Here is a 22313-nt window from a genome sequence, read left to right on the forward strand (position 1 = left end):
TGGTCAAAATTAGGAAACGGGCCGGTTGGCCCCTTTCTCCAGTTATGCCCAGCCCGCACAACATCAAAACATCCCGTCCTTTGGTCCCCTTAAAAACTCCTGTTAATGTCCATCGACATTTATCATGGGAGAGACAGATGTTGGTCCTGAATGAAGCCGAAACACGCGCCGCCCTGCCCTGGCCCGATCTGATCGCGGCACTGCGCATAATGTTTCGCGACGGTTGCGAAATGCCGGTGCGCCATCATCATGATGTGAAGGTGCCAGGAGAAGATGCCGCGACCCTGCTTCTGATGCCGGCCTGGCAGCCGGGCAGCTATATCGGGGTCAAGATGGTGTCGGTGTTTCCAGGCAATAGCGCGCGGAACCTGCCGGCCATCCATGGCAGTTATCTGCTTTCGTCCGGCAAGACCGGTCAGCTTCTGGCGATCATCGATGGCGCGGAGCTCACCGCCCGCCGGACCGCCGCCGCTTCGGCGCTTGCCGCAGACTACCTCGCAGCCAAGGATGCGCGCCGCATGTTGATGGTGGGCGCCGGCCGGCTGTCGCAGAACCTGATCGAGGCGCATGCTTCAGTGCGGCCGATTTCCGAGGTGACGATCTGGGCCCGCGACAGAAGCAAGGCGGAGGCAACGGCGGCACAACTCGATCTCCCCGGTATCACCGTCTCCGTTACCACGGATATAGAGGCCGCCGCCCGCCAGGCCGACATCATCTCCTGCGCAACTCTCTCATCCGAACCACTGATCCGCGGCGGCTGGCTGAAGGACGGGGCGCATCTCGACCTTGTCGGCGCCTTCAAGCCCAGCATGCGCGAGAGCGACGACCGCGCCGTCGAGCGCGCCACACTGTTCGTCGATACGCGCGACGGGGCACTCACCGAAGGCGGCGACCTGGTCCAGCCGTTGCGGGCCGAGATCATTGCCGCAGGCTCCGTTCGGGCGGACCTGGCCGAGCTGACCGGCGGCCGTCATGCGGGCCGAACCAGCCCGGACGAAATCACCCTGTTCAAATCCGTCGGTGCAGCGCTCGAGGATCTCGCTGGTGCTGTTCTTGCCTTTGAGCGGTCACGGCGCAGCTGAATACCCGTCACCGGATCGTGATGGCGGTTGACACCTGCCGGCGTTGACGGATCGCGGCCTTGGCTTAGGTTGGAGCGCACATTTCAAGCGCAGGTTGGGGGAAGAATGATCAGGTCGACACGGCGGATGTTCATACAGGTGGCGCTTTTGGTTCCGCTTGCGCTCACGGCGACTGGACCGGCGATGGCCATAGATGCGGCCAGGTGGGATCAGGTGCTGGCCGAGGCGCGCGGCGAGACTGTCTATTTCAATGCCTGGGGCGGCTCGGCCAATATCAACGCCTATATCCAATGGGCCGGCGACTTGGTGAAGGCGCGCTACGGCGTCACGGTCGTGCAGGTCAAGCTGGACGATACCGCCAAGGCGGTGACGACGGTGCTTGCAGAGAAGGCGGCCGGGCGCGACCAGCACGGGTCCGTCGATCTCATCTGGATCAATGGCGAAAATTTTGCCGCGATGAAGCGCCAGGGCCTGCTGTTTTCTCCGGACTGGGCAACGAAGCTACCCCACTGGGGTCTGGTCGATATCGACAACCAGCCGACCACCCTGACGGATTTTACTATTCCGACCGATGGGCTGGAAAGCCCCTGGGGGGCAGCAAAACTGGTGTTCTTCTATGATGAAGCCCGCACGGCACGGAAAGACCTGCCGGATTCGGCGAGGGACCTGCTGTCCTTTGCCCAAGCGCATCCCGGCCGGTTTTCCTATCCGCAGCCGCCGGATTTCATCGGCTCGTCGTTTCTGAAGCAGGTGCTGAGCGAATTGATCGCCGACAAGGAAAAACTGCAGAAACCGGTCGATGATGTGACGTTCAATGCGGATGTGGCGCCGCTGTTTGCCTATCTCGACCAATTGCATCCATTCTTGTGGCGCAAGGGCAAGGCTTTCCCAAAGAACTATCCCGATATGAAGCAGAAGCTGGCCGATGGTGAACTCGACATCATCTTCGCCTTCAATCCGGCGGAGGCTTCGGCCGGAATTGCCGCCGGTGAACTGCCCGGCAGCGTCCGCTCCTTCGTGTTTTCGAAGGGAACGCTCGGCAACACACATTTCGTTGGCATCCCCTATAATGCCAACGCCAAGGCAGGTGCTCTGGTGCTGGCCAACTTCCTTTTGTCGCCGGAAGCGCAGGTGCGGAAACAGGACCCGAAAGTCTGGGGGGACCCGACGGTGCTGGCTTTGGGCAAGCTGCCGGAGGCCGACAGGGTGGCGTTTGCAGCACTTGATCTGGGTGTCGCGACACTGCCGCCGGACAAGCTCGGGCCGGCGCTGGCCGAACCGCATCCCGACTGGATGACGCGCATCGAGGCCGAATGGATCAAGCGTTATGGAGCGGCGAACTGAGGACCATCCTGGCCGGCCGCTGGCCAACGGCAAAACCGTGAGCCGCCGGTTCAGCCTATCGGGTGTCGTACTGGTCATGATCGGCCTGCCGATCCTGGCCGGGCTAGCGGGTACGGTCGGACCTGCCTTCGGTCTGTTGCCGGCACTTGGCGGCGATCATCTGACCCTTTCCCATTTTGCGGAACTTGCAGCGCAGCCGCACCTGCTGCGCTCGATGCAGATCAGTTTTTCGACGGCAATCGTCACCACCGGCCTGTCGCTCGCCATCGTCATGCTGTTTACCGCCGGATATGCCGGAACCCGGATGTTTTCCCGCATCCAGCACCTCGTTTCACCATTGCTCGCCATCCCGCATGCCGCCGCAGCCTTTGGCCTTGTTTTCCTTGTCGCACCCTCTGGCCTGGCGATGCGTCTCGTCTCACCCGATCTCACCGGTTATGTCAGCCCGCCCGACTGGCTGGTGCCACAAGACCCGCTGGGATTGACGATGATGGCGGGGCTGATCGTCAAGGAAATGCCGTTTCTGTTTCTGGTGACGCTGGCGGCCCTGCCGCAGGTGCCCCTCCTCCAGGCGCGGCAATTGTCAGCCAGCCTTGGCTATGGCCGCATCCGGGGTTTCCTGATCAGCGTCTGGCCGCTTCTCTACCGCCAGATCCGGCTACCGGTCTTTGCCGTTGTCGCCTATGCCAGCTCGGTCGTCGATGTGGCGATGATCCTCGGCCCGGCGTTGCCGGCGCCACTGGCCGTACGCATCACCGAATGGATGGCCGATAGCGATCTGCGGATGCGGTTCCTGGCATCGGCGGGGGCGCTGTTACAGTTTGGGCTGACGATGGCGGCGATGGTGACGTGGCTGGCCCTTGAGCAGATCGGATCCGTGCTGCTGCGACGGATGTCCGGTTCCGGTGTTCGCAAGGCTGACGACCGGCTGTTACGCCGCTCAGCCTGCGCCGTCATGGCCCTGTCGGCGGGCCTCGTCTTCCTCGGTCTTGCCACGCTCCTCGTCTGGTCGATTGCCGGTCTCTGGCCGTTTCCCGCGCTGCTGCCGGACAGTTTTACGCTTCAGCCCTGGTTGCGCGCCCTCCCGCAGGCCGGGGTGGCGATCACAACGACGATCTCGCTTGCCGGCAGTTCTGCGGCCATCGCCCTTCTGCTGGCGATTGGCCTGTTGTGGCAAGGCGGCCATCGCGACGGCCACCCGATGGGCAGCGTGCTCTATCTGCCGTTGATCATGCCGCAGCTCTGCTTCGTCTTCGGCCTGCAGATCCTCAGCGTGACGCTCGGGTTTGCCGCGTCCTTTCCTCTGCTTTTGTTCGTGCACCTGATTTTCGTGCTGCCTTATGTCGTTCTCTCCCTGTCGCAGCCCTGGCGGGCGCTCGACCGGCGTTACGAAACGCTGGCGGCAGGGATCGGCAAATCGCCATTACAGATCCTGCTGCAAATCCGCCTGCCGATGCTGACGCGGGCATGCCTGACGGCCTTCGCCGTCGGTTTCGCGGTTTCTGCCGGGCTCTATCTCCCGACGCTTCTGATCGGCGCCGGGCGGATCGTCACCATCACCACGGAGGCGGTGGCCCTATCGTCCGGTGGCGACCGCCGGGCGATCGGGGTCTATGCGCTTTTGCAGACGCTGGTTCCCTTCGGCGGATTTCTGATTGCATCGCTGGTGCCGCACTTGCTATTCCGCGGCCGGCGCGCGATGAGGATTTGAATGACACCCAAGACGACAGACGGCCTGCATCTGGAGACGATTTCAATCGCCCTTGACGGCCGGACGCTGCTGTCTTTGTCGGCCCATGTCCGGCCGGGCGAAATCCTGACGGTGATGGGACCATCCGGCGCCGGGAAATCGGCGCTGCTTGCTTACATATGTGGCTTTCTTGATCCAGTTTTCACCGGCAGCGGCCGTATCCTGATCGATGGAGGCGACCTGACCGGCATTGCCGCTGAAAAACGCCGGTGCGGCATGCTGTTCCAGGACCCGCTTTTGTTTCCGCATCTTTCGGTTGGCGGCAATCTCCTGTTCGGGCTGACCCCTTCGATCGCACAGCGTGACCAGCGGCGGCGAATGGTCGAGCAGGCACTCATCGATGTGGAGCTCGAAGGGTTTTACGACCGGGATCCCGCCACGCTCTCCGGTGGGCAGAAAGCCCGGGTGGCGCTGCAGCGGGTGATGCTGTCGGCGCCGCGCTTGCTGCTGCTTGATGAACCCTTTTCCAAACTTGACAGCGACCTGCGACAGCAAACCCGCGGACTGATCTTCGCGCGCGCAAAATCCGCTGGCCTGCCGGTTGTTCTGGTCACGCATGATCAGGCGGACGCGGACGCCGCTGGCGGACCTGTCATCGTGATCGGCGAGGATAACCGAACATGATGGACGCACTCCCCGATCTGCCCGTTAAAGCCATTTTGCCAGCACTCGGCGAAGCATTGGTGCAGGCTCCGGCGGTCGTGCTGTCGGCGCCGCCTGGTGCAGGCAAGACGACGCTTGTGCCGTTGTTTCTACTGGACCAGCCCTGGCGCGGCGATGGCCGGATCATCCTGCTTGAACCACGCCGGCTGGCGGCCCGCGCCGCTGCCGGGCGCATGGCAAGCCTGCTTGGCGAAAGTGTTGGCGATACGGTCGGCTACCGCATGCGGCTCGACAGCCGGATTTCGGCAAGGACCCGTATCGAGGTGGTGACCGAAGGCGTGTTTGCCCGGATGCTGCTCGACGATCCGGAATTGCCAGGAGTGTCGGCGGTGCTGTTCGACGAGTTTCACGAGCGCTCGCTGGATGCGGATTTCGGGCTGGCGCTGGCACTCGATGTGCAGCAGGTGCTGCGCGACGACCTGAAACTGATCGTCATGTCGGCGACGCTGGATGTCGGCCGGGTGGCGCAGCTGCTGGACGGAGCTCCTGTGATCGAGAGCCAGGGGCGCAGTTTTCCGGTGGAGGTTCGTTATCGCGAACGGCCATCGACGGAACGCGTGGAAGATGCCGTGACCCGCGCCATCATCGAGGCACACCGCGAGGAAACCGGCTCGATCCTGGCTTTCCTGCCGGGACAGGCGGAAATCACCCGCACGGCTGAACGGTTGACCGGCCGGTTTGGCGCGGAAACCATCATCGCGCCGCTGTTCGGTAACCTCAGCCAGAAAGAGCAGGACGCGGCAATCCGCCCAGCTGCAGCGGGAACGCGCAAGATCGTGCTGGCCACGTCGATCGCCGAGACATCGATCACCATTGATGGTGTACGCATCGTCATCGATAGTGGCCTGCAGCGGCTTCCCGCCTTTGAGGCTTCGACCGGGATCACCCGGCTGGAAACCGTGCGCGTGTCACGCGCCTCTGCCGATCAGCGGGCGGGTCGCGCCGGGCGCACCGAGCCTGGCATCGCCATCCGTCTCTGGCATCAGGGACAGACGGCGGCTCTGCCAGCGTTTACCCCGCCTCAGATTCTCTCAAGCGATCTATCGGGTCTCGTGCTGGATCTCGCCCATTGGGGTGTGACAGATCCATCCGGTCTTGGCTTTCTCGATCCGCCGCCGGTGACGACATGGCAGGAGGCAAAGGCGCTGCTTGTTCAGCTCGGGGCGCTCGATAGCACCGGCGCATTGACGGCGCGGGGAAAACAGATCCGCCAACTGGCACTGCCGCCCCGTCTTGCCGCCATGGCTGTTGCCGCAGCGGATGATGGTCAGGCATACGAAGCATGCCTTCTGGCCGTGGTTTTGACCGAGCAGGGTCTCGGCGGCAACAGCATCGATCTCGAGGACCGGTTGCGGCGGTTCAAGTCCGAGCGCGGCGACCGTGCCGATGCCTCGCGGGGGCTGGCCCGCCGGATGGCCAAGGGCTTGAGTGCGAGAAAGGATTCCAGCGAGGCGGTTCAACCTGGCATTCTCTTGATGCAGGCCTTTCCCGACCGGATCGCATTGCAGCGCGGCGGCCGCGGACGCTTCGTCATGGCCAATGGCCGTGGAGCCGAACTGCCGGAGACCGAGCGGCTGGCCGGCGCCTCCATGCTTGTTATCGCCGACCTGACCGGCCGGGCGGGCGGGCAGCGCATTCTCGCCGCAGCGGAAATCACCCGCGCCGATGTCGAAGCGCATATGCCGCAAGCAATCGTCCAGGAAGACCAGACCTTCTTCGACCGGCCGAGCCTACAGGTCCGGGCGCGGCGGGTGACGCGGCTTGGCGCGATCATTTTTGACGAAACGCCACTCAGCAAGCCAAAGGGCGAACCGGCCGCCCGCGCGCTTGCGGATGGCGTTCGCCAGCTTGGGCTTGCGGTTTTGCCATTCTCCAAGGAAGCCGCGCAATTGCGCGACCGCATCGGCTTTCTCTATCGCACCCTCGGCGAGCCTTGGCCGGATATGTCGGATGAGAGCTTGCTGTCGCGGCTGTATGAGTGGTTCGTTCCCTTCCAGCGAGATACACGCGGTATCGACGATATCAGCGCGGGCAGCCTTTCCGAAGGGCTGCAGTCGCTGGTGCCGCATGATATCGCCCGCGATCTTGCACGTTTGGCCCCGACCCATTTCGAAGCACCGACCGGACAGCGCCATCCGATCCGCTATGATGGCGACGAGCCGGTTCTGTCGATCCGCGTTCAGGAACTGTTCGGGCTGAAGACGCATCCGTCGATTGGCGGCGGGCGATTACCGCTGCTTCTGGAGCTGATCTCGCCGGGCCACAAGCCGATGCAGATGACGCGTGATCTGCCCGGTTTCTGGGCCGGGTCCTGGAAGGATGTTCGCGCCGATATGCGTGGCCGGTATCCGAAACACCCCTGGCCGGAAGATCCGGCAAACGCGCCGCCAACGACACGGGCAAAACCGCGTGGTACATGAGGCTTCAATGGCAATGACGACAGGAAACCGGATGACGACGGCCGCACTCGACGGGGAAGAAGCCACCACAAGCCGCGTTCTGCGTCTGCAGACAATCGTGCGGTTGCGCTGGCTGGCGGTTGGCGGGCAATCGATCGCGGTGACGATCACCGCCTTCTGGCTGCAATTTCCGCTGCCGTTGATTGCCTGCTGCTCGCTGATAGCCCTTCTTGCCTGGGTGAACGCTTACCTCACCATCCGCTATCCTCCGACGCACCGGTTGCAGCCACCGGCCGCCTTTGCGCTGCTCGGTATCGATCTTGCCCAGCTGACGGCACTTCTGTTCATTACTGGCGGTCTTGCCAATCCTTTTGCGCCGCTGGTCTGTGTTCCCGTCATCATCTCGTCTGCCTCGCAGCCGAAGTGGCACAGCATTGCTTTGGCAAGCCTTGCCATCCTCGGGATTACCGCACTTGCCTTCTCACCCTTCCCGCTACCCTGGTATCCCGGTCTCGTCCTCCAGATGCCAACGGTCCTCACTGCCGGCATCTGGTTCGCCATCGTTGCGACCACGGCATTCGCGGCCTTCTACACTTATCGCGTCTCTCTGGAAGCCAGCGAGTTGTCGGAAGCACTAACCGCGACGGAACTGGTCTTGCAGCGCGAAAAGCACCTGTCGCAGCTCGACGGCCTTGCCGCCGCCGCCGCTCACGAACTCGGCACGCCGCTCGCCACGATCAGCGTCGTTGCCAAGGAGATGGAGCGGGAACTCGGCGACGACCCGCGCTTCGGCGAGGATGTTCACCTGCTGCGCAGCCAGAGCGAACGTTGCCGTGATATTCTGCGGCGTCTGACGACCTTGTCTTCGGAGAACGAAGATCACATGCGCAACCTGCCGCTTTCCTCGCTGGTGGAGGAGGTGATGGCGCCGCATCGGGAGTTTGGCATCCAGATCAACCTCGTTGAACGCGGAGACCGTGCAGCCGAACCCGTCGGCAACCGCAATGCCGGTATTCTCTATGGGCTCGGCAATCTGCTGGAGAACGCCGTCGACTATGCCAAGAAGGAAGTGACGGTGACAGTCACCCATACGCCTTCTATCGTTTCGGTAGTGATCGAGGACGATGGCGACGGATATGCGCCGGATATCCTTAGCCGGATCGGCGAACCCTATGTCACCAAGCGCCAGAAGGACGACAGCGCCGGAGGCCTGGGCCTTGGCCTGTTTATCGCCAAGACGCTGCTGGAGCGATCGGGCGCCAAACTGACCTTCGAGAACCGCGGCCCCGAGAAGCCCGGCGCCCGTGTCAGCGTCGAATGGCCGCGCAGTTTGATGGATACGAAACTGTCAAAATGACTTTACGCCGTCCGGTAGCGCGAATAAGCGAACTTACATAGAGTGCAGGAATAAGAGACTGCATCAAGGATTGCGACATGACGGAAAAACTTCCCGAACAGGCAGACGCCGCCCCGAGTGATGCTGCGCTGATCGGCACTGACACGTCCCTTTTGATCGTCGATGACGACGCACCTTTCCTGCGCCGTCTGGCCCGCGCCATGGAAACCCGTGGCTTTGCCGTCGATATCGCCGAATCGGTTGCCGAAGGCATCGCCAAGGCCAAGACTCGTCCGCCGAAATATGCGGTCGTCGATCTGCGGCTCGGCGACGGTAGCGGCCTCGACGTCATCGAAGCGATCCGCGCCCGGCGCGACGACACACGCATCATCATGCTGACCGGCTATGGCAATATCGCGACCGCCGTCAACGCGGTGAAGCTTGGGGCCGTCGACTATCTCGCCAAGCCTGCCGATGCCGACGATATCTTCGCAGCACTGGTGCAAAGGACCGGCGAGCGCGCCGAACCGCCGGAAAACCCGATGTCGGCCGACCGTGTGCGCTGGGAGCATATTCAGCGCGTCTACGAAATGTGCGAACGCAATGTGTCGGAGACCGCGCGCCGGCTCAACATGCATCGCCGTACGCTGCAGCGAATCCTGGCCAAGCGCGCGCCGAAGTAACGGCGCGCCTCAGCTTTCGCCGTCCAGCGAGCCCGAAACGATGTCGCGCATATTCGGACTGGTGTCGCCTGCCCTGTCTGCCGACCATTCCGCCAGCATCAGCCGCTGGGCGGCGACGCGGGCGAAATTCGTGGTCACCGACTTGCGGGTTGGCGCAGGCAGCTTGTGTTCCGGCGCATCGCGGATCATCTCGGCATCATAGCCATCCGACAGCAACAGCCCGCATTCTTCCGGAAAGATATCGAGCGGCACGCCGCTATGGGTGGCGAAGTAGAGCCGATCGGAATGCATCCGGTAGTCCGGCCATTTGCGGTCGACCTTGAAATCCTCGATCGACGTCTTGATCTCGACGATCCAGATATCGCCCTTGGGGGAAATCGAGATCAGATCGGCACGCCTGCCGCTGGCAAGCGTCAGTTCCGGCAGCACCGCATGGCGCATTTCATGCAAGTAACGCTGGACACCGCGACGCACCATCATGGCGCGCTGCGACTGACGGCCGTCAATCAAAGGACTATCGTTGTGGATAGAGAGAATCGCCATGCTTTAGACTCTGGCACAAGGCCGCTTTTGTTGCAAAAAAACACTCCGTGGAGTTTTTGAATCATCCTGCAGGCATGCTGCACCGCATTCACTTGCAATCATGAGACCAATCGAAAATAAACCATAATCGCTGATGGTCGAATCAGCCCAGATATTCTTAACTTCATTACAAGAGACACCCATGCGCTTCCGCAATGCAGTTCTGCTGTGCAGCCTCGCGGCTACACTCGCCTTGGCCAGTTGCTCCACGGCGCCGATCGCTCCCATCGGCGAAAAAGTAGCGACAAACCAGATTTTCTCGGACGGCTACGGCCCGGTCGAAGATCATGGCTACGCCCTCCCGGCTATCCCGATTAACAAGGTCAACGAGCGTTTTCACCGCCAGATCGTCGACTATGCCACGGCTGAAAAGCCCGGCACGATCATCGTCAACACGCCGAACCGCTTCCTCTATTTCGTGCTGCCCGGCGGCAAGGCCGTTCGCTATGGCATCGGCGTCGGCAAGGCCGGCTTTGCATGGGAAGGCCGCGCCTATGTTGCCTGGAAGCAGGAATGGCCGACATGGCATCCGCCGAAGGAAATGGCCGTGCGCAAGCCGGACGTTGCCCAGTATGTCGAAAACGGCATGGGCCCGGGCCTGCGCAACCCGCTCGGCGCGCGCGCCATGTACCTGTTCAACGATGAAGGCAAGGACACGCTGTTCCGCATCCACGGTTCGCCGGAATGGGCCTCGATCGGCACCGCCGCTTCGTCCGGCTGCATCCGCATGATCAACCAGGACATCATCGACCTTTACGCGCGCGTACGTCCGGGCAAGAACACCCACGTCATCGTCCAGCAGTAATTGCCGTTCAAACCATGTAGCGTTTTCAAATCCCCGGCTTGTCCGGGGATTTTTGTTTTTGACACAGCGATTTAGCTGCACATCCTGGCGCTGCGAAAAGACACCAATACTTCGAGGCCCTCCTCATTCCTCGAGGGAGATAAGAAGGGCCTTGAGCTAAGTGTCGGAATTGGGCGGGTTTCACGTGGAACAGAAAGCCTTGCTAAGCAGCCTGGCTTGCCTTCAGCTCCAGACGGCGGCGGTGCAGGACAGGTTCGGTGTAGCCGTTTGGTTGCTCGCGTCCCTTCAGGACCAGTTCGAGCGCCGCCTGGAATGCGATCGAACCATCAAAGTTGCCGGCCATCGGCGTATAGGCTGCATCCCCGGCATTCTGGCAGTCAACGACCGCAGCCATGCGCTTCATCGTCTCGACGATCTGCGCTTCGGTAACGACGCCATGATGCAGCCAGTTGGCCATGTGCTGGGCGGAGATGCGCAGGGTAGCGCGGTCTTCCATCAGGCCGACATTGTTGATGTCAGGCACCTTGGAGCAACCGACGCCCTGATCAACCCAGCGCACGACGTAACCGAGAATACCTTGCGCGTTGTTGTCGAGTTCGCGCTGGATTTCGTCTGCCGTCCAGTTCGGCCGCGAGGCGACCGGAACCGAAAGGATGTCGCTCAGTTTCGCCCGAGCCCTGCTCTTCAGGTCTGCCTGAACGGCTGAAACATCGACCTTGTGATAGTGCGTCGCATGCAGCGTCGCAGCCGTTGGCGACGGAACCCAGGCGGTATTGGCGCCAGCCTTCGGATGAGCGATCTTCTGCTCCAGCATCGCCGCCATCAGGTCGGGCATCGCCCACATGCCCTTACCGATCTGCGCATGCCCGGACAGGCCGCATTCCAGGCCGATATCAACGTTCCAGTTTTCATAAGCCGCGATCCAGGCCGCCTGCTTCATGTCACCCTTGCGGATCATAGGACCCGCTTCCATCGAGGTGTGCATCTCATCGCCGGTGCGATCGAGGAAGCCGGTATTGATAAAGACGACGCGCTCCCTGGCAGCGCGAATGCATTCCTTGAGGTTGACCGTCGTGCGGCGCTCCTCGTCCATGATACCCATTTTCATGGTGTTCGCAGCCATGCCGAGCGCCTGCTCGACGCGGCCGAAGATTTCCGAGGCGAAGGCAACCTCTTCCGGGCCGTGCATCTTCGGCTTGACGACATACATCGAGCCTTCGCGCGAGTTCATCCGGCGTCCGTTTGGTCCTATATCATAGAGCGCGATCAGGCCGGTGATCATGGCATCCATGATGCCTTCCGGAACCTCGTTGCCATCGCGATCGAGGATGGCCGGATTGGTCATCAGGTGACCGACATTGCGCACCAGCATCAGCGCGCGGCCCTTCAGCGAAATCTCGCCACCCTGCGGCGCCGTAAAGCCGAGATCCGCATTGAGCTTGCGCGTAAACGTCTTGCCGCCCTTTGTGACCTCTTCCTGCAGATCACCCTTCATCAGGCCCAGCCAGTTGCGATAGACGACGATCTTGTCTTCGGCATCGACGGCAGCAATCGAATCCTCGCAATCCATGATCGCCGTGATGGCCGATTCGAGGATGACATCGGAAATGTGGGCGAGATCGTCCTTCCCGGTTGGCGTCGAGGCGTCGATGACAATCTCGATATGCAGGTTGTTCTTCTTCAGAAGAACGTGTGACGGCGAGGCCTTTTCACCCCGATAGCCGGCAAATTGAGCGGCGTCCGCGAGTTTGACCGCGCCTGAGGCGGTCGAGATCGACAGGACTGCGCCATCGACGGTCAATGCCGTGACGTCACTCCAGCTGCCGGCCGACAGCGGTGCGCTGGCATCAAGAAAGCTGCGCGCCCAGGCGATGACCTTCTGGCCGCGGACCGGGTTGTAACCCCTGCCCTTTTCCGCGCCGCCATCCTCGGCAATTGCGTCGGTGCCGTAGAGCGCATCATAGAGTGAACCCCAGCGCGCGTTGGCGGCGTTCAGCGCATAGCGCGCATTCATGACAGGAACGACGAGCTGCGGCCCGGCAATGGTAGCGATCTCCGGATCGACATTGCTGGTGGAAACCGTGAAATCCGGACCTTCCGGCAGGAGATAACCGATCTCCTTCAGGAAACCTTCGTAAACAGCCATATCGACCGGCGCGCCGTTCTGGCGGTACCAGTTGTCGAGCTTTTCCTGCAACGCATCACGCTTGGCCAGCAGCTCGCGGTTTTTCGGCGCGAGATCATGGACGATCTGCGAGAAGGCCGCGAAGAACTGATCCACATTGATTCCGGTGCCGGGCAACGCTTCCTTGACGAGGAATTCGTGCAAATCCGCATCGATTCCCAACCCATTCTTTTCTATCCGGCCCATCGGCAACTCCATGAATTAACGCTTGAATTTGAGAGGCCGCAGTCTCTCACGGTTTCATTCTCTGTCAATCCAGCAAAAATGCGAAGAATTATTTCCAAATCAGAACAAATCAATCATTGGCCACACGCGGGCGGCCGCTGGCAGTCGCGGTGAACCGCGCCTCGATCAGCTTTCGGCTCCCCTCAGTTTCCGGAGCGTCGATTTCCTCCCGCATGACCAAGGCCGGCTCGTCTGCGCCGTTTGACCGGGCCGATGCCAAGGCTGCGGCTTGCGCCCGATCGCGGGCGAACGCGAAAGACTGTTCCTGATCCAGGAACCGGCTGCTCGGACCGGCACCATTGACGATGAAGATACCCTCTTCCGGCGCCGTGACAAACACCGTAACCGAAGCCCGCACCTGGCCGACGACGGCGCCGACGGCATTGGCGACCCCGGCCTCCGGGGGGATCGACGATTCAGCGCCGAGCATATCGGCGATTGCCGGATAATAGACCGGGGCGGACGCCCCAAGCCCGACCAGCGGACGATCGAGCGACAGCGAAAATGCGACAATGCCCGGCTCACGCTTCAACGCCCGGTCGACGGCTAGCGACACAGTGGGATCGATGGCCGCTCCGTCTTCCGCCAGGCAGGAGGAGAGAATGACTTCGGCGGACTGGCGGGTCAGGCGGGCGACGATCATTTCCGACAGCACTTCCGCAGAAGAAGCGATCGGCTTGCCGGATCCATCCTTGATGCGGGCTGCAAGTTCCGCGCCCAGCCGGGCCGCCGTGGCGTTCCACTGGTTCTGCCGCCCCAGCACATGCATGGCATCGGATGGGGTGAAGCCGCAGATATGGACGAGGCCACGCGCCACCAGCTTGTCCAGCGTTGCTTTCTGCAAGGTGCTGGTCAAAAGGCTCTCCAGCGCCACGGGCACCGCGCCGATCCGTTCGTACAGAGCCGTTTCTTGCGGCTGCAGGCCGCTAGCCAGATGATCGGGAAGCCCGGTCCGCACGGCCAGGCGGCCATCGTGACGCCCGACGTGGGCCGTACGCAACTGGCGCTCGAGCACGGAAATAACCGCATCCTCATGCTCCACAGCCGCAAGGCTGAGCGGCAGGAAGCGGCGCGGGCCGAGATCGATCTTCGCCTGCAGGCCGCGATCGTTGATACGGATTTCCGAATCGCCGCCGAGGCCAAAGGTGCGCATCGCCACCGCCTCAACCATGGTGCGAAACCCGCCGACGACAGCGCCTTCGCCATCCAGACGGGGACGGCCCTGATCCAGCACCGCGACATCGGTGGTGGTACCGCCGATGTCGGAAACAACGGCATTGTCGAGGCCAGTCAGATGCCGGGCACCGACAAGGCTTGCAGCGGGGCCTGAGAGAATGGTTTCGATCGGCCGCAGCCGCGCCTCCGACGCCGATATCAGCGCGCCGTCGCCACGCACGACCATCATCGGTACATCGATGCCGCGACTTTTCAGGAAACCTTCGCAGGCGCCAATCAGCCGGTCGATCATCGAGACCAGGCGGGCATTGAGAAGGGTCGTCAGCGCCCGGCGGGGGCCGCCAAGTTTGGAGGACAGCTCATGACTGCAGGTGACCGGCAGATGCGACATTTCGCGGATACGCTCACGCACGCGCTGCTCATGAGCCGGATTCCGCACGGCGAAATAACCGGCCACGGCGAAGGACGCGACCTGTGTTGCAAGCTCAGGCAGGGCTTCGTCAAGCAGCGTCATGTCGAGCAATGTTTCGCCGCCATGGACATTATGGCCACCGGGCAGAAAGATCACAGGATCGGAGCCCAGCGCTTCCTGCAGGCCATCCCTCTTCAGGTCTTCCGGACCAAATCCTATCATGACAAGACCGGCGCGGCCGCCCTGTCCCTCAACCAGCGCGTTGGTCGCAAGCGTCGTGGACAGAGACACAAGGCTGATCGCCGATGCAGGCGCCTTTGCCTGTTCCAGCACGGCCTCCACTGCACCGGCAATACCAACAGAAAGATCGTGGCGCGTTGTCAGTGCCTTTGCCTTGGCGACGACGCCTTCGGTTTCACTGAAAAGAACCGCGTCGGTATAGGTTCCGCCGGTATCGATACCGAGGAGAAGATGATCAGTCACGAGAGCGTCCATTCGGGCAAGACCGGAAACCCGGCTTCAAAGGATATGCACGAGGTGATATGACATCTATCAGCGAAAGGCCATCGCTTCGCCGACATAGCAACGAGGCTGCGCGACACTGTCAAAAGCAAGGATAATGGCATGACTGGTTTCTCACGCATGCTCTTTCTGGCTCTTGCGATTGCAGGCGCGCCTGCGCTCTCGCTGCCCACCTTTGCGCAGGAGGCCAACGACGACGAAGAATACAAGCCGGTGCTTCCGGATGTCGCCATCTACAAGGCGATGCTGGATGCCAATAAGACCACCGGCTGGATCCAGTTCCGCAATTACGACGACAAGCAGCTGATCTATTTCACCGCGCTGCAGACCATGCATTGCCGGCTGTCTGAAATCCGCTACTCGGTCAATTCCGACGCGCTCGACAAGCGCTTTCCGCTTGGCAAATGCAATCCGCAGATTCCGTTCAACCTGCCCGACAGCAGTACCAACGAGTATATCTACATCTCGCTGCCGGCCGGAGAGGCAAAGACGCTCGCGATCCAGGCCGTCTGGGACGATGGCGCCGGCAGCGAAATCGTCGTCTACAAGCCCTGCGAGGGCGTTGGTGACGCAACCTGTGCGGCGATCAAGACGATCAAGCGGCCAAAGAAGCAGATGCAGGAGCCGGTGGCTTCCGATTCGCCGATCCGCGCCGTGCAATCGGAGACGCCTGGAAAAACCTTCAGCGCGCCGACACCCTCATCGGCAGCCCGCCCCTAGGCTGGGTGGTCAGCCGCTGAACCGGCCAGGGCTTTGTCTGCGGCGTCACATCGAACCGGAAGCGCTTCATCAACACGCCGAGCGCGATCACCGCTTCCTGCAGGGCAAACGTCGCGCCGATACAGATGCGCGGCCCGGCTCCGAACGGCAGGTACTGGAACCGGTGCAGCTTGTCGCGATTTTCCGGCAGGAAGCGCTCCGGCATGAAGGCACGTGGCTTTTCCCAATAGAGTGCGTGGCGATGCAGGGTCCACGGCATGACCAGAACCGCGATGCCCTTGGGAATATCCACCCGCTCGCCATCGGGCGACGTCCAGGAATCGGCCTCGATGGCGGCGCGATTGATCGAGGGCGCCGGCGGATAGAGCCGCATCGCCTCTTCGAAGGAAGCACGGACATGCGGCATCAGGTCGAGCCAGTCGACCGGCTCGGCGCCGCTCGACAGCACGGTGTCGATCTCGGCTTCCATGTTTTCGCGCACATGCGGGGAATTGGCGACGCAGTAAAGTGTCCAGGCGAGTGCCCGCGCCGTGGTTTCATGGCCGGCACCAATAAAGGTCAGGATATTGTCGGCGATCTCGTCAGTCGAAAGGCCCTGTGGCCGCTCCAGTTGCAGCAGCAGCGTCAGGAAATCCTGTGGCGCTGCTCGCGGGTCCGTGCGCATCAAGTGCCGCCGCTGATCCATGGTTTCCGCCACGATGCCCTGGAACTCCGCCATCACCTTAGCGCCGCCGATGCGGGTCAGCCGCGGCACCCAGGACGGCGCGAGCAGAATATCCATCGGATCGACACGGCCCATGCGGTGCAGCAACCGCTCGACGCTATCGGCAAAACCCTCGGTCTCGGCGGCAATCTGCCCGGAAAACAGGGTTTCCGACAGGATCTGATAGGTCAGCTCTGTCATATCGGTGGCGATATTGACGGTTTCCCCGGCCGATGCCGCCTCGTCATATTTGGCGGCATATTCCTCGGTCTTCGACAGCATCTGCTTGGCAAAGCCGCGTGCGTGGCGTGGCGTGAACACCGGCGCCATGGCCTTGCGCGACCGCTTCCAGACCTCCCCTTCGGCCGTGAGCAGCCCGTCGCGCAGGATCGGCCGCAGGATGAGGCGGCGAACCTTGGACATCTCATAATTCGAGGCATTCTCGACGAGGATATAGCGAATCAGATTGGGATCGTTGACGATCAGGGTGCGCTGGGTAACGAATTTCGTATTGATCCATGGCAGCGTGTAGGAAGGCTCGCCCCACAGTTCCAGCGGATTGCGCATGACCGTGCGGATGATCTGCAAACGCGACGGCGGCACCGTGCGCGGGATTGGCGCAGGTGGTTCGAACGGTTCGGGTCTCATGTCCATGGGGCGACAGCTTTCCGGACGCCGCCACCGGCTGGCAGCTCCAGCCGCAACCCTCGCACGAAGGTGTGGCTATTTCAGGAAAACTAGAGCAGGCCCTTCAGCTCAGCAAGCTTGTCGTTGACCAGCCAGCCGTAATAATTTTCCTCCGGCCACTGCACCGCGCCGCCCTTGTTCTTCGCCGCAAGTGCAGCGGCGCGCTGGTCGGGATTGCCGACATTGTAGAGAGTCGAGGTGATGCCGGGATTGTCGGAAATATCCATACCGGCAATCGACTTATAGGCGTCGATCGAATGACGGATCGAGGCAGCCATATAGGCAAGCGACTGGTCCGGATCCATGATGGCCTTGTAGACGCCCGCCGCATCGTTTTCGTCGAGACGGTCATAGCCGGACACGCGCGACACCATGTCGGTCAGCATCAGGGCGGTCAGCGGATTGATCTGGCCAAGGCCGAAGGTCTGGCCAGCGAAGAACGGCTGGAAGAACACTGCGCTGAAGCGATTGTTCGGATAGGACGTGCCGCCGACCGTATTGCCGCGGAACTGGCTGTCCCAGACGCTTTCGCGGCAGGTCCACAACGCATAGGAGCTTTTCTTGGCTTCGCATTTTGAAAATTCCGGACGCGCCACGAACTGCGCTACCGTTTCGCCTTCATAACCAAAGCGGAAACTGTCGCCGGCATAGGCTGCGGCCTTGACGTAATAGGACTGCAGCCGGTCATAAGCGTCGACATTATAGGTATGCTCGCCGACGATGGCGCCGATCATGTGGATCGGGTCGATACCATAGGCGCGCGCCGTCGATTTGATCTTGCCCATCAGCTTGCCGTCATTGGCCAGCAGATTGCGCACCTTGTCGTATTTCGCATCAAACGAGGTCTTACCGGCCTTGGTCCGGCGCACGGATGCGCCCGGGACATTCGGCTGCTCCTGATACCGGTTGCCCTCAGGCACCACACGAATGCCGTCCGCCATGGCGGGGCCGGTAACGGCAATCATTGCCGCGACGAGAAGCATGTGAAGGATGGGGCGCACGCTCTGTTTCCTGTGAAGCAATCTTGACGTTCCGGATGCACCGGGACGCTGCGGCAAAATCGTGCCGGAATTGTGCCCGGCACCGGCGAAAGCCTTATCGCGTATGGATATCACAAACAACAAGGGCACCAGCCATTATAGCAAGTGCCCCAATCGTTAACAAACGTCCGTTGCAAATTTACAGAATGTAACGCGACAGGTCCGTATTGGCGGCGAGATCGCCAACATGCTTCTGCACATAATCGGCATCGATCTTCAGCGCTTCGCCGGACTTGTCCGGTGCTGCGTAGGAGATTTCGTCGAGAACCCGCTCCATCACCGTCTGCAGGCGGCGCGCACCGATATTTTCGACGCTGGTGTTGAGCTTGACCGCAACATCGGCCAGCGCATCCAGCGCGTCTTCGGTGAAGTCCAGATCGACGCCTTCGGTTTCCAGAAGCGCCTTGTACTGGCGGATCAGGCTGACCTCGGTTTCCGTCAGGATGCGGCGGAAATCTTCCTTGGTCAGCGCCTTCAGCTCGACGCGGATCGGCAGGCGGCCCTGCAGTTCCGGCAGAAGATCCGACGGCTTGGCAACATGGAAGGCACCGGACGCGATGAACAGGATATGGTCGGTCTTCACCGGGCCATACTTGGTCGCGACCGTCGTGCCTTCGACCAGCGGCAGCAAATCGCGCTGCACGCCTTCACGTGAAACACCGGCGCCCATGCCGCCATCGCGGGCAGCGATCTTGTCGATCTCGTCGAGGAAGACGATGCCGTCATTCTCCGCCGAACGTACCGCTTCGCGCTGGATCTCCTCATTGTCGAGCAGCTTGTCGGATTCGTCGTTGATCAGGATGCCATAGCTTTCCTTGACGGTTGTACGAACCTTCTTGGTGCGCTGTCCCATCGCCTTGCCGAACATTTCCGACAGGTTGAGAACGCCGATATTGGCACCGGGCATGCCGGGGATTTCGAAGCCGCCGCCCGGCGTTGCCGTATCAGCGATCTCGATGTCGATTTCCTTGTCGTCCAGCTCATTAGCCCTGAGCTTCTTGCGGAAGCTGTCGCGGGTGGCGGGCGAGGAGGTCGCGCCGACCAAGGCATCAAGCACGCGTTCTTCCGCGTTCAGATGCGCCTTGGCCTTGACGTCAGCGCGCTTCTTTTCGCGCACCAGGCCGATGCCGACTTCGACGAGGTCACGAATGATCTGCTCGACATCGCGGCCGACATAGCCGACTTCGGTGAATTTCGTTGCCTCGACCTTGATGAAGGGCGCGCCGGCGAGCTTGGCCAGACGGCGGGAAATCTCCGTCTTGCCGACGCCGGTCGGGCCGATCATCAGGATATTCTTCGGCATGACTTCGTCGCGCAGCTCATCAGAAAGCTGCTGGCGGCGCCAGCGGTTGCGCAAGGCGATGGCGACGGCGCGCTTGGCATCGTGCTGGCCGATAATAAACCGGTCGAGCTCCGACACGATTTCGCGGGGGGAAAATGTGGTCATGGTCTTCTTTCAAAAATACGCCGGTTACGCGGAACTGCGTCGCGATTACGCGGCATCGAGCTTTTCGACGATGATATTGCCGTTGGTGTAGACGCAGATATCGCTGGCGATCTCCATCGCCCTGCGGGCGATTTCCTCGGCGCTCTTATCGGTATCCATCAGCGCGCGGGCCGCCGCGAAGGCGTAGTTGCCGCCCGAGCCGATGGCGATCGTGCCGTGTTCCGGCTCAAGCACATCGCCGTTACCGGTGATGGCGAGGGTAATGTTCTTGTCGGCCACCAGCATCATCGCTTCGAGATTGCGCAGATACTTGTTGGTGCGCCAGTCCTTGGCAAGCTCGACGGCGGCGCGCATCAACTGGTCCGGATACTGCTCGAGCTTGGATTCGAGCCGCTCCAGCAGCGTGAAGGCATCGGCCGTTGCACCGGCAAACCCGGCGATAACATCGCCCTTGCCGAGGCGGCGAACCTTGCGGGCATTGCCCTTCATCACGGTCTGGCCGAGGCTCACCTGGCCATCACCGGCCATCACCACTTGTCCGCCCTTGCGGACGGTAATAATCGTTGTCATGAAACCACCCTGCCCGGCTTGCGGGCTTTTCGAAGAGCCGTACATCGGCCCTGTTGAAACCTATGTAAGAGCGCTTTTGCCGATTGCAAATAGCCCACGCCGCGCTCCCATGCTCCGCCTCGATCCGGCACCATTTCGCGCTTGCGAGAATCATGGCGGCAGTTCTGGATATTTCGCCCACCGCCTGATAAGGAGCGGCTCTATTACATTCGGGAGAACCTGATGGCCGACAAGCAAGTGAGCCGCACCGGCAGCGTTTCGCGCAAGACCAACGAAACCTCGGTGACCGTGTCCGTCAATATCGATGGCACCGGAACGTCGCAGATTTCCACCGGCGTCGGCTTTTTCGACCATATGCTGGAGCAGCTTTCCCGTCATTCGCTGATCGACATGGATATCGTTGCCGAGGGCGACCGCCATGTCGACGACCACCACACCGTGGAAGACACCGGCATCGCCATCGGCCAGGCCCTTTCCAAGGCGCTTGGCGACCGCCGCGGCATCACCCGCTACGCTTCGCTCGATCTTGCCATGGACGAAACGATGACCCGTGCGGCCGTCGACGTCTCCGGCCGGCCGTTCCTCGTCTGGAACGTCGATTTCTCGGCGCCGAAGATCGGCACGTTCGATACCGAACTGGTGCGCGAATTCTTCCAGGCGCTGGCCCAGCACGGCGGCATCACGCTGCATGTGCAGAACATCTATGGCGCCAACAACCATCATATCTCCGAAACCTGCTTCAAGGCCGTTGCCCGCGTGCTTCGCACGGCAACAGAGATCGATCCGCGCCAGGCAGGCCGCGTTCCCTCGACCAAGGGTACGCTGGTCTGATCCGGCCCAGTTTGAAAGTTGGCTGATATGGCCTCCTATCTGGTTCTGACATCTCCCGGCGCACCGCGAACCGACGTGGACGCCCGGTTCATCGCCGACAAGTTTTCCTGGATTGCCTTCATCTTCCCGGCAATCTGGCTTCTGTTCCAGCGCCAATGGGTGGCAGGTATTGCTGTCGCCATCCTGCAGGGGCTGGTTGCCTTTGCGACCCCGGAGCCGAGCCTGGCCGGTTTCCTGATTGAGTTGGCCTTGCGCCTGCTGGTCGCGCTTGAAGGTCCGGCCTTTATTGCCCGCCGCCTGGAGGCTGCGGGCTGGACATTGCAATCGGTCATCACCGCCGATGACCTGCCGACCGCCGAAATGATCTACGACCACACAACGGCGGAAACCGCCGATGCCGCCGATACCTGGCAGCCGCCGGTCTTGCCGGCCGCTACGACGGTAGCCACCGGCGGCAATCGCGCTGCTGTCGGCCTTTTTGAGAATTATGGAGAACGCTGATGCGCGTTGCGATCATCGATTATGGATCCGGCAATCTGCGCTCGGCCACCAAAGCGTTCGAACGGGCTGCACGTGAAGCGGGCATCGACGCCACGATCGAGCTGACCGACAAGGCGGACCGGGTTGCCAGCGCCGACCGGATCGTTCTGCCCGGCGTTGGCGCCTATGCCGACTGCCGCCGCGGCCTTGATGCTGTCGACGGCATGCGCGAAGCACTGGCGCACGCCGTCGAGCAATCCGCCCGTCCGTTTCTCGGCATCTGCGTCGGCATGCAGCTGATGTCGGCGCGCGGCCTGGAAAAGACCACTACGCAGGGGCTTGGATGGATCAAGGGCGACGTCGTCGAAATCGTTCCCTCCGACCCATCACTGAAAATCCCGCAGATCGGCTGGAATACGCTGACACTCAGGAAGCCGCATGCGCTGTTTGACGGCATCACCACCGGCGAGGACGGATTGCACGCCTATTTCGTCCATTCCTACCATCTGGCCGTCGAAAACCCGGACGACCTGATCGCCACCACGGCCTATGGCGGCACGGTGACGGCGTTTGTTGCCCGGGACAACACGGCAGGCGCCCAGTTCCATCCGGAAAAGAGCCAGACGCTCGGCCTCGCCCTCATTTCGAATTTTCTGCGCTGGAAGCCCTGA

Annotated in this window: 19 protein-coding genes; 12 read left to right on the forward strand and 7 right to left on the reverse strand. The window is 61.7% G+C overall.

The features are described from left to right. Positions 1-137: 137 nt before the first annotated feature. From ACSQ3J_RS11945 to ACSQ3J_RS11975, 7 genes are all read left to right on the forward strand, one after another. Positions 138-1082 carry an ornithine cyclodeaminase family protein gene (locus ACSQ3J_RS11945; RefSeq protein ID WP_060502454.1) on the forward strand — a complete coding sequence of 315 codons (945 nt, stop codon included), beginning with the start codon at positions 138-140 and terminating at the stop codon, positions 1080-1082. A gap of 105 nt (positions 1083-1187) precedes the next feature. Beyond that, positions 1188-2426 (forward strand): ABC transporter substrate-binding protein, encoded by a 1239-nt coding sequence (locus ACSQ3J_RS11950; protein WP_060502455.1) that lies wholly within the window; start codon positions 1188-1190, stop codon positions 2424-2426. 76 nt (positions 2427-2502) lie between these two features. Further along, positions 2503-4137: an ABC transporter permease gene (locus tag ACSQ3J_RS11955; RefSeq protein ID WP_112834697.1), complete on the forward strand. Its 1635-nt coding sequence runs from the start codon at positions 2503-2505 to the stop codon at positions 4135-4137. Beyond that, positions 4138-4800: an ATP-binding cassette domain-containing protein gene (locus tag ACSQ3J_RS11960; RefSeq protein ID WP_436039249.1), complete on the forward strand. Its 663-nt coding sequence runs from the start codon at positions 4138-4140 to the stop codon at positions 4798-4800. Further along, entirely contained in the window at positions 4800-7259 is a 2460-nt protein-coding gene (gene hrpB, locus ACSQ3J_RS11965) for an ATP-dependent helicase HrpB (protein WP_200954927.1), read from the forward strand. Before ACSQ3J_RS11960 ends, hrpB begins: the two co-directional genes overlap by 1 nt. Before the next feature lie 31 nt (positions 7260-7290). Then, complete coding sequence (locus ACSQ3J_RS11970; protein ID WP_112834684.1) at positions 7291-8595, forward strand: ActS/PrrB/RegB family redox-sensitive histidine kinase; 1305 nt, start codon at positions 7291-7293, stop codon at positions 8593-8595. Positions 8596-8672: 77 nt separating this feature from the next. After that, positions 8673-9257 (forward strand): ActR/PrrA/RegA family redox response regulator transcription factor, encoded by a 585-nt coding sequence (locus tag ACSQ3J_RS11975; RefSeq protein WP_060502458.1) that lies wholly within the window; start codon positions 8673-8675, stop codon positions 9255-9257. Between the two features lie 9 nt (positions 9258-9266). Here the strand turns inward: ACSQ3J_RS11975 and ACSQ3J_RS11980 are convergent, their stop codons facing one another. Beyond that, a complete protein-coding gene (locus tag ACSQ3J_RS11980) occupies positions 9267-9800 on the reverse strand; it encodes an MmcB family DNA repair protein (RefSeq protein ID WP_060502459.1) in 534 nt (177 codons plus the stop codon). A 181-nt stretch (positions 9801-9981) separates the two neighbouring features. On the opposite strand from ACSQ3J_RS11980, the gene ACSQ3J_RS11985 reads away from it, so the two are divergent. Then, positions 9982-10644, forward strand: coding sequence for a L,D-transpeptidase (locus ACSQ3J_RS11985; protein ID WP_060502460.1), 663 nt, complete (start codon positions 9982-9984; stop codon positions 10642-10644). A gap of 202 nt (positions 10645-10846) precedes the next feature. On the opposite strand, the gene ACSQ3J_RS11990 is transcribed toward ACSQ3J_RS11985, so the two are convergent. Next, entirely contained in the window at positions 10847-13015 is a 2169-nt protein-coding gene (locus tag ACSQ3J_RS11990; protein WP_060502824.1) for a malate synthase G, read from the reverse strand. Between the two features lie 109 nt (positions 13016-13124). Beyond that, positions 13125-15125 carry a hydantoinase/oxoprolinase N-terminal domain-containing protein gene (locus tag ACSQ3J_RS11995; RefSeq protein WP_060502825.1) on the reverse strand — a complete coding sequence of 667 codons (2001 nt, stop codon included), beginning with the start codon at positions 15123-15125 and terminating at the stop codon, positions 13125-13127. A gap of 141 nt (positions 15126-15266) precedes the next feature. On the opposite strand from ACSQ3J_RS11995, the gene ACSQ3J_RS12000 reads away from it, so the two are divergent. Beyond that, on the forward strand, positions 15267-15884 hold the full coding sequence (locus ACSQ3J_RS12000) for a hypothetical protein (RefSeq protein WP_060502461.1): 618 nt from the start codon (positions 15267-15269) through the stop codon (positions 15882-15884). Here the strand turns inward: ACSQ3J_RS12000 and ACSQ3J_RS12005 are convergent. The 4 genes from ACSQ3J_RS12005 to hslV all read right to left on the reverse strand — a co-directional run bounded on the left by ACSQ3J_RS12005 (position 15847) and on the right by hslV (position 20331). Continuing rightward, entirely contained in the window at positions 15847-17241 is a 1395-nt protein-coding gene (locus tag ACSQ3J_RS12005; RefSeq protein WP_060502462.1) for a cytochrome P450, read from the reverse strand. The two genes, ACSQ3J_RS12000 and ACSQ3J_RS12005, sit on opposite strands and share 38 nt — an antisense overlap. An 83-nt stretch (positions 17242-17324) precedes the next feature. Next, complete coding sequence (locus ACSQ3J_RS12010) at positions 17325-18275, reverse strand: DUF1402 family protein (RefSeq protein ID WP_060502463.1); 951 nt, start codon at positions 18273-18275, stop codon at positions 17325-17327. A gap of 178 nt (positions 18276-18453) precedes the next feature. Continuing rightward, complete coding sequence (hslU, locus tag ACSQ3J_RS12015; RefSeq protein WP_037096682.1) at positions 18454-19761, reverse strand: ATP-dependent protease ATPase subunit HslU; 1308 nt, start codon at positions 19759-19761, stop codon at positions 18454-18456. Positions 19762-19806: 45 nt separating this feature from the next. Then, positions 19807-20331 (reverse strand): ATP-dependent protease subunit HslV, encoded by a 525-nt coding sequence (hslV, locus tag ACSQ3J_RS12020; protein ID WP_060502826.1) that lies wholly within the window; start codon positions 20329-20331, stop codon positions 19807-19809. 222 nt (positions 20332-20553) lie between these two features. On the opposite strand from hslV, the gene hisB reads away from it, so the two are divergent. Genes hisB through hisH form a run of 3 tightly spaced genes read left to right on the forward strand, consistent with a single transcriptional unit; the run spans position 20554 to position 22313 of the window. Beyond that, positions 20554-21162, forward strand: coding sequence for an imidazoleglycerol-phosphate dehydratase HisB (gene hisB / locus ACSQ3J_RS12025; RefSeq protein WP_060502464.1), 609 nt, complete (start codon positions 20554-20556; stop codon positions 21160-21162). A 27-nt stretch (positions 21163-21189) separates the two neighbouring features. Then, the gene (locus ACSQ3J_RS12030; protein WP_060502465.1) at positions 21190-21663 is read left to right on the forward strand and encodes a DUF2628 domain-containing protein; all 474 of its coding nucleotides are present in this window, start codon (positions 21190-21192) and stop codon (positions 21661-21663) included. Then, on the forward strand, positions 21663-22313 hold the full coding sequence (gene hisH / locus ACSQ3J_RS12035) for an imidazole glycerol phosphate synthase subunit HisH (RefSeq protein WP_060502466.1): 651 nt from the start codon (positions 21663-21665) through the stop codon (positions 22311-22313). The genes ACSQ3J_RS12030 and hisH overlap by 1 nt, the downstream gene beginning before the upstream one ends.

This window comes from Rhizobium sp. LjRoot98 (assembly GCF_964252935.1).
Lineage (GTDB): Bacteria > Pseudomonadota > Alphaproteobacteria > Rhizobiales > Rhizobiaceae > Pararhizobium.

Excerpts from the sequence above, each read along its gene's own strand:
- ACSQ3J_RS11945 (WP_060502454.1), top strand. The coding sequence starts at position 138 with ATGTTGGTCCTGAATGAAGCCGAAACACGCGCCGCCCTGCCCTGGCCC.
- ACSQ3J_RS11950 (WP_060502455.1), top strand. The coding sequence starts at position 1,188 with ATGATCAGGTCGACACGGCGGATGTTCATACAGGTGGCGCTTTTGGTT.
- ACSQ3J_RS11955 (WP_112834697.1), top strand. The coding sequence starts at position 2,503 with ATGATCGGCCTGCCGATCCTGGCCGGGCTAGCGGGTACGGTCGGACCT.
- ACSQ3J_RS11960 (WP_436039249.1), top strand. The coding sequence starts at position 4,138 with ATGACACCCAAGACGACAGACGGCCTGCATCTGGAGACGATTTCAATC.
- hrpB (WP_200954927.1), top strand. The coding sequence starts at position 4,800 with ATGGACGCACTCCCCGATCTGCCCGTTAAAGCCATTTTGCCAGCACTC.
- ACSQ3J_RS11970 (WP_112834684.1), top strand. The coding sequence starts at position 7,291 with ATGACGACGGCCGCACTCGACGGGGAAGAAGCCACCACAAGCCGCGTT.
- ACSQ3J_RS11975 (WP_060502458.1), top strand. The coding sequence starts at position 8,673 with ATGACGGAAAAACTTCCCGAACAGGCAGACGCCGCCCCGAGTGATGCT.
- ACSQ3J_RS11980 (WP_060502459.1), bottom strand. The coding sequence starts at position 9,800 with ATGGCGATTCTCTCTATCCACAACGATAGTCCTTTGATTGACGGCCGT.
- ACSQ3J_RS11985 (WP_060502460.1), top strand. The coding sequence starts at position 9,982 with ATGCGCTTCCGCAATGCAGTTCTGCTGTGCAGCCTCGCGGCTACACTC.
- ACSQ3J_RS11990 (WP_060502824.1), bottom strand. The coding sequence starts at position 13,015 with ATGGGCCGGATAGAAAAGAATGGGTTGGGAATCGATGCGGATTTGCAC.
- ACSQ3J_RS12000 (WP_060502461.1), top strand. The coding sequence starts at position 15,267 with ATGACTGGTTTCTCACGCATGCTCTTTCTGGCTCTTGCGATTGCAGGC.
- ACSQ3J_RS12005 (WP_060502462.1), bottom strand. The coding sequence starts at position 17,241 with ATGGACATGAGACCCGAACCGTTCGAACCACCTGCGCCAATCCCGCGC.
- hslU (WP_037096682.1), bottom strand. The coding sequence starts at position 19,761 with ATGACCACATTTTCCCCCCGCGAAATCGTGTCGGAGCTCGACCGGTTT.
- hslV (WP_060502826.1), bottom strand. The coding sequence starts at position 20,331 with ATGACAACGATTATTACCGTCCGCAAGGGCGGACAAGTGGTGATGGCC.
- hisB (WP_060502464.1), top strand. The coding sequence starts at position 20,554 with ATGGCCGACAAGCAAGTGAGCCGCACCGGCAGCGTTTCGCGCAAGACC.
- ACSQ3J_RS12030 (WP_060502465.1), top strand. The coding sequence starts at position 21,190 with ATGGCCTCCTATCTGGTTCTGACATCTCCCGGCGCACCGCGAACCGAC.
- hisH (WP_060502466.1), top strand. The coding sequence starts at position 21,663 with ATGCGCGTTGCGATCATCGATTATGGATCCGGCAATCTGCGCTCGGCC.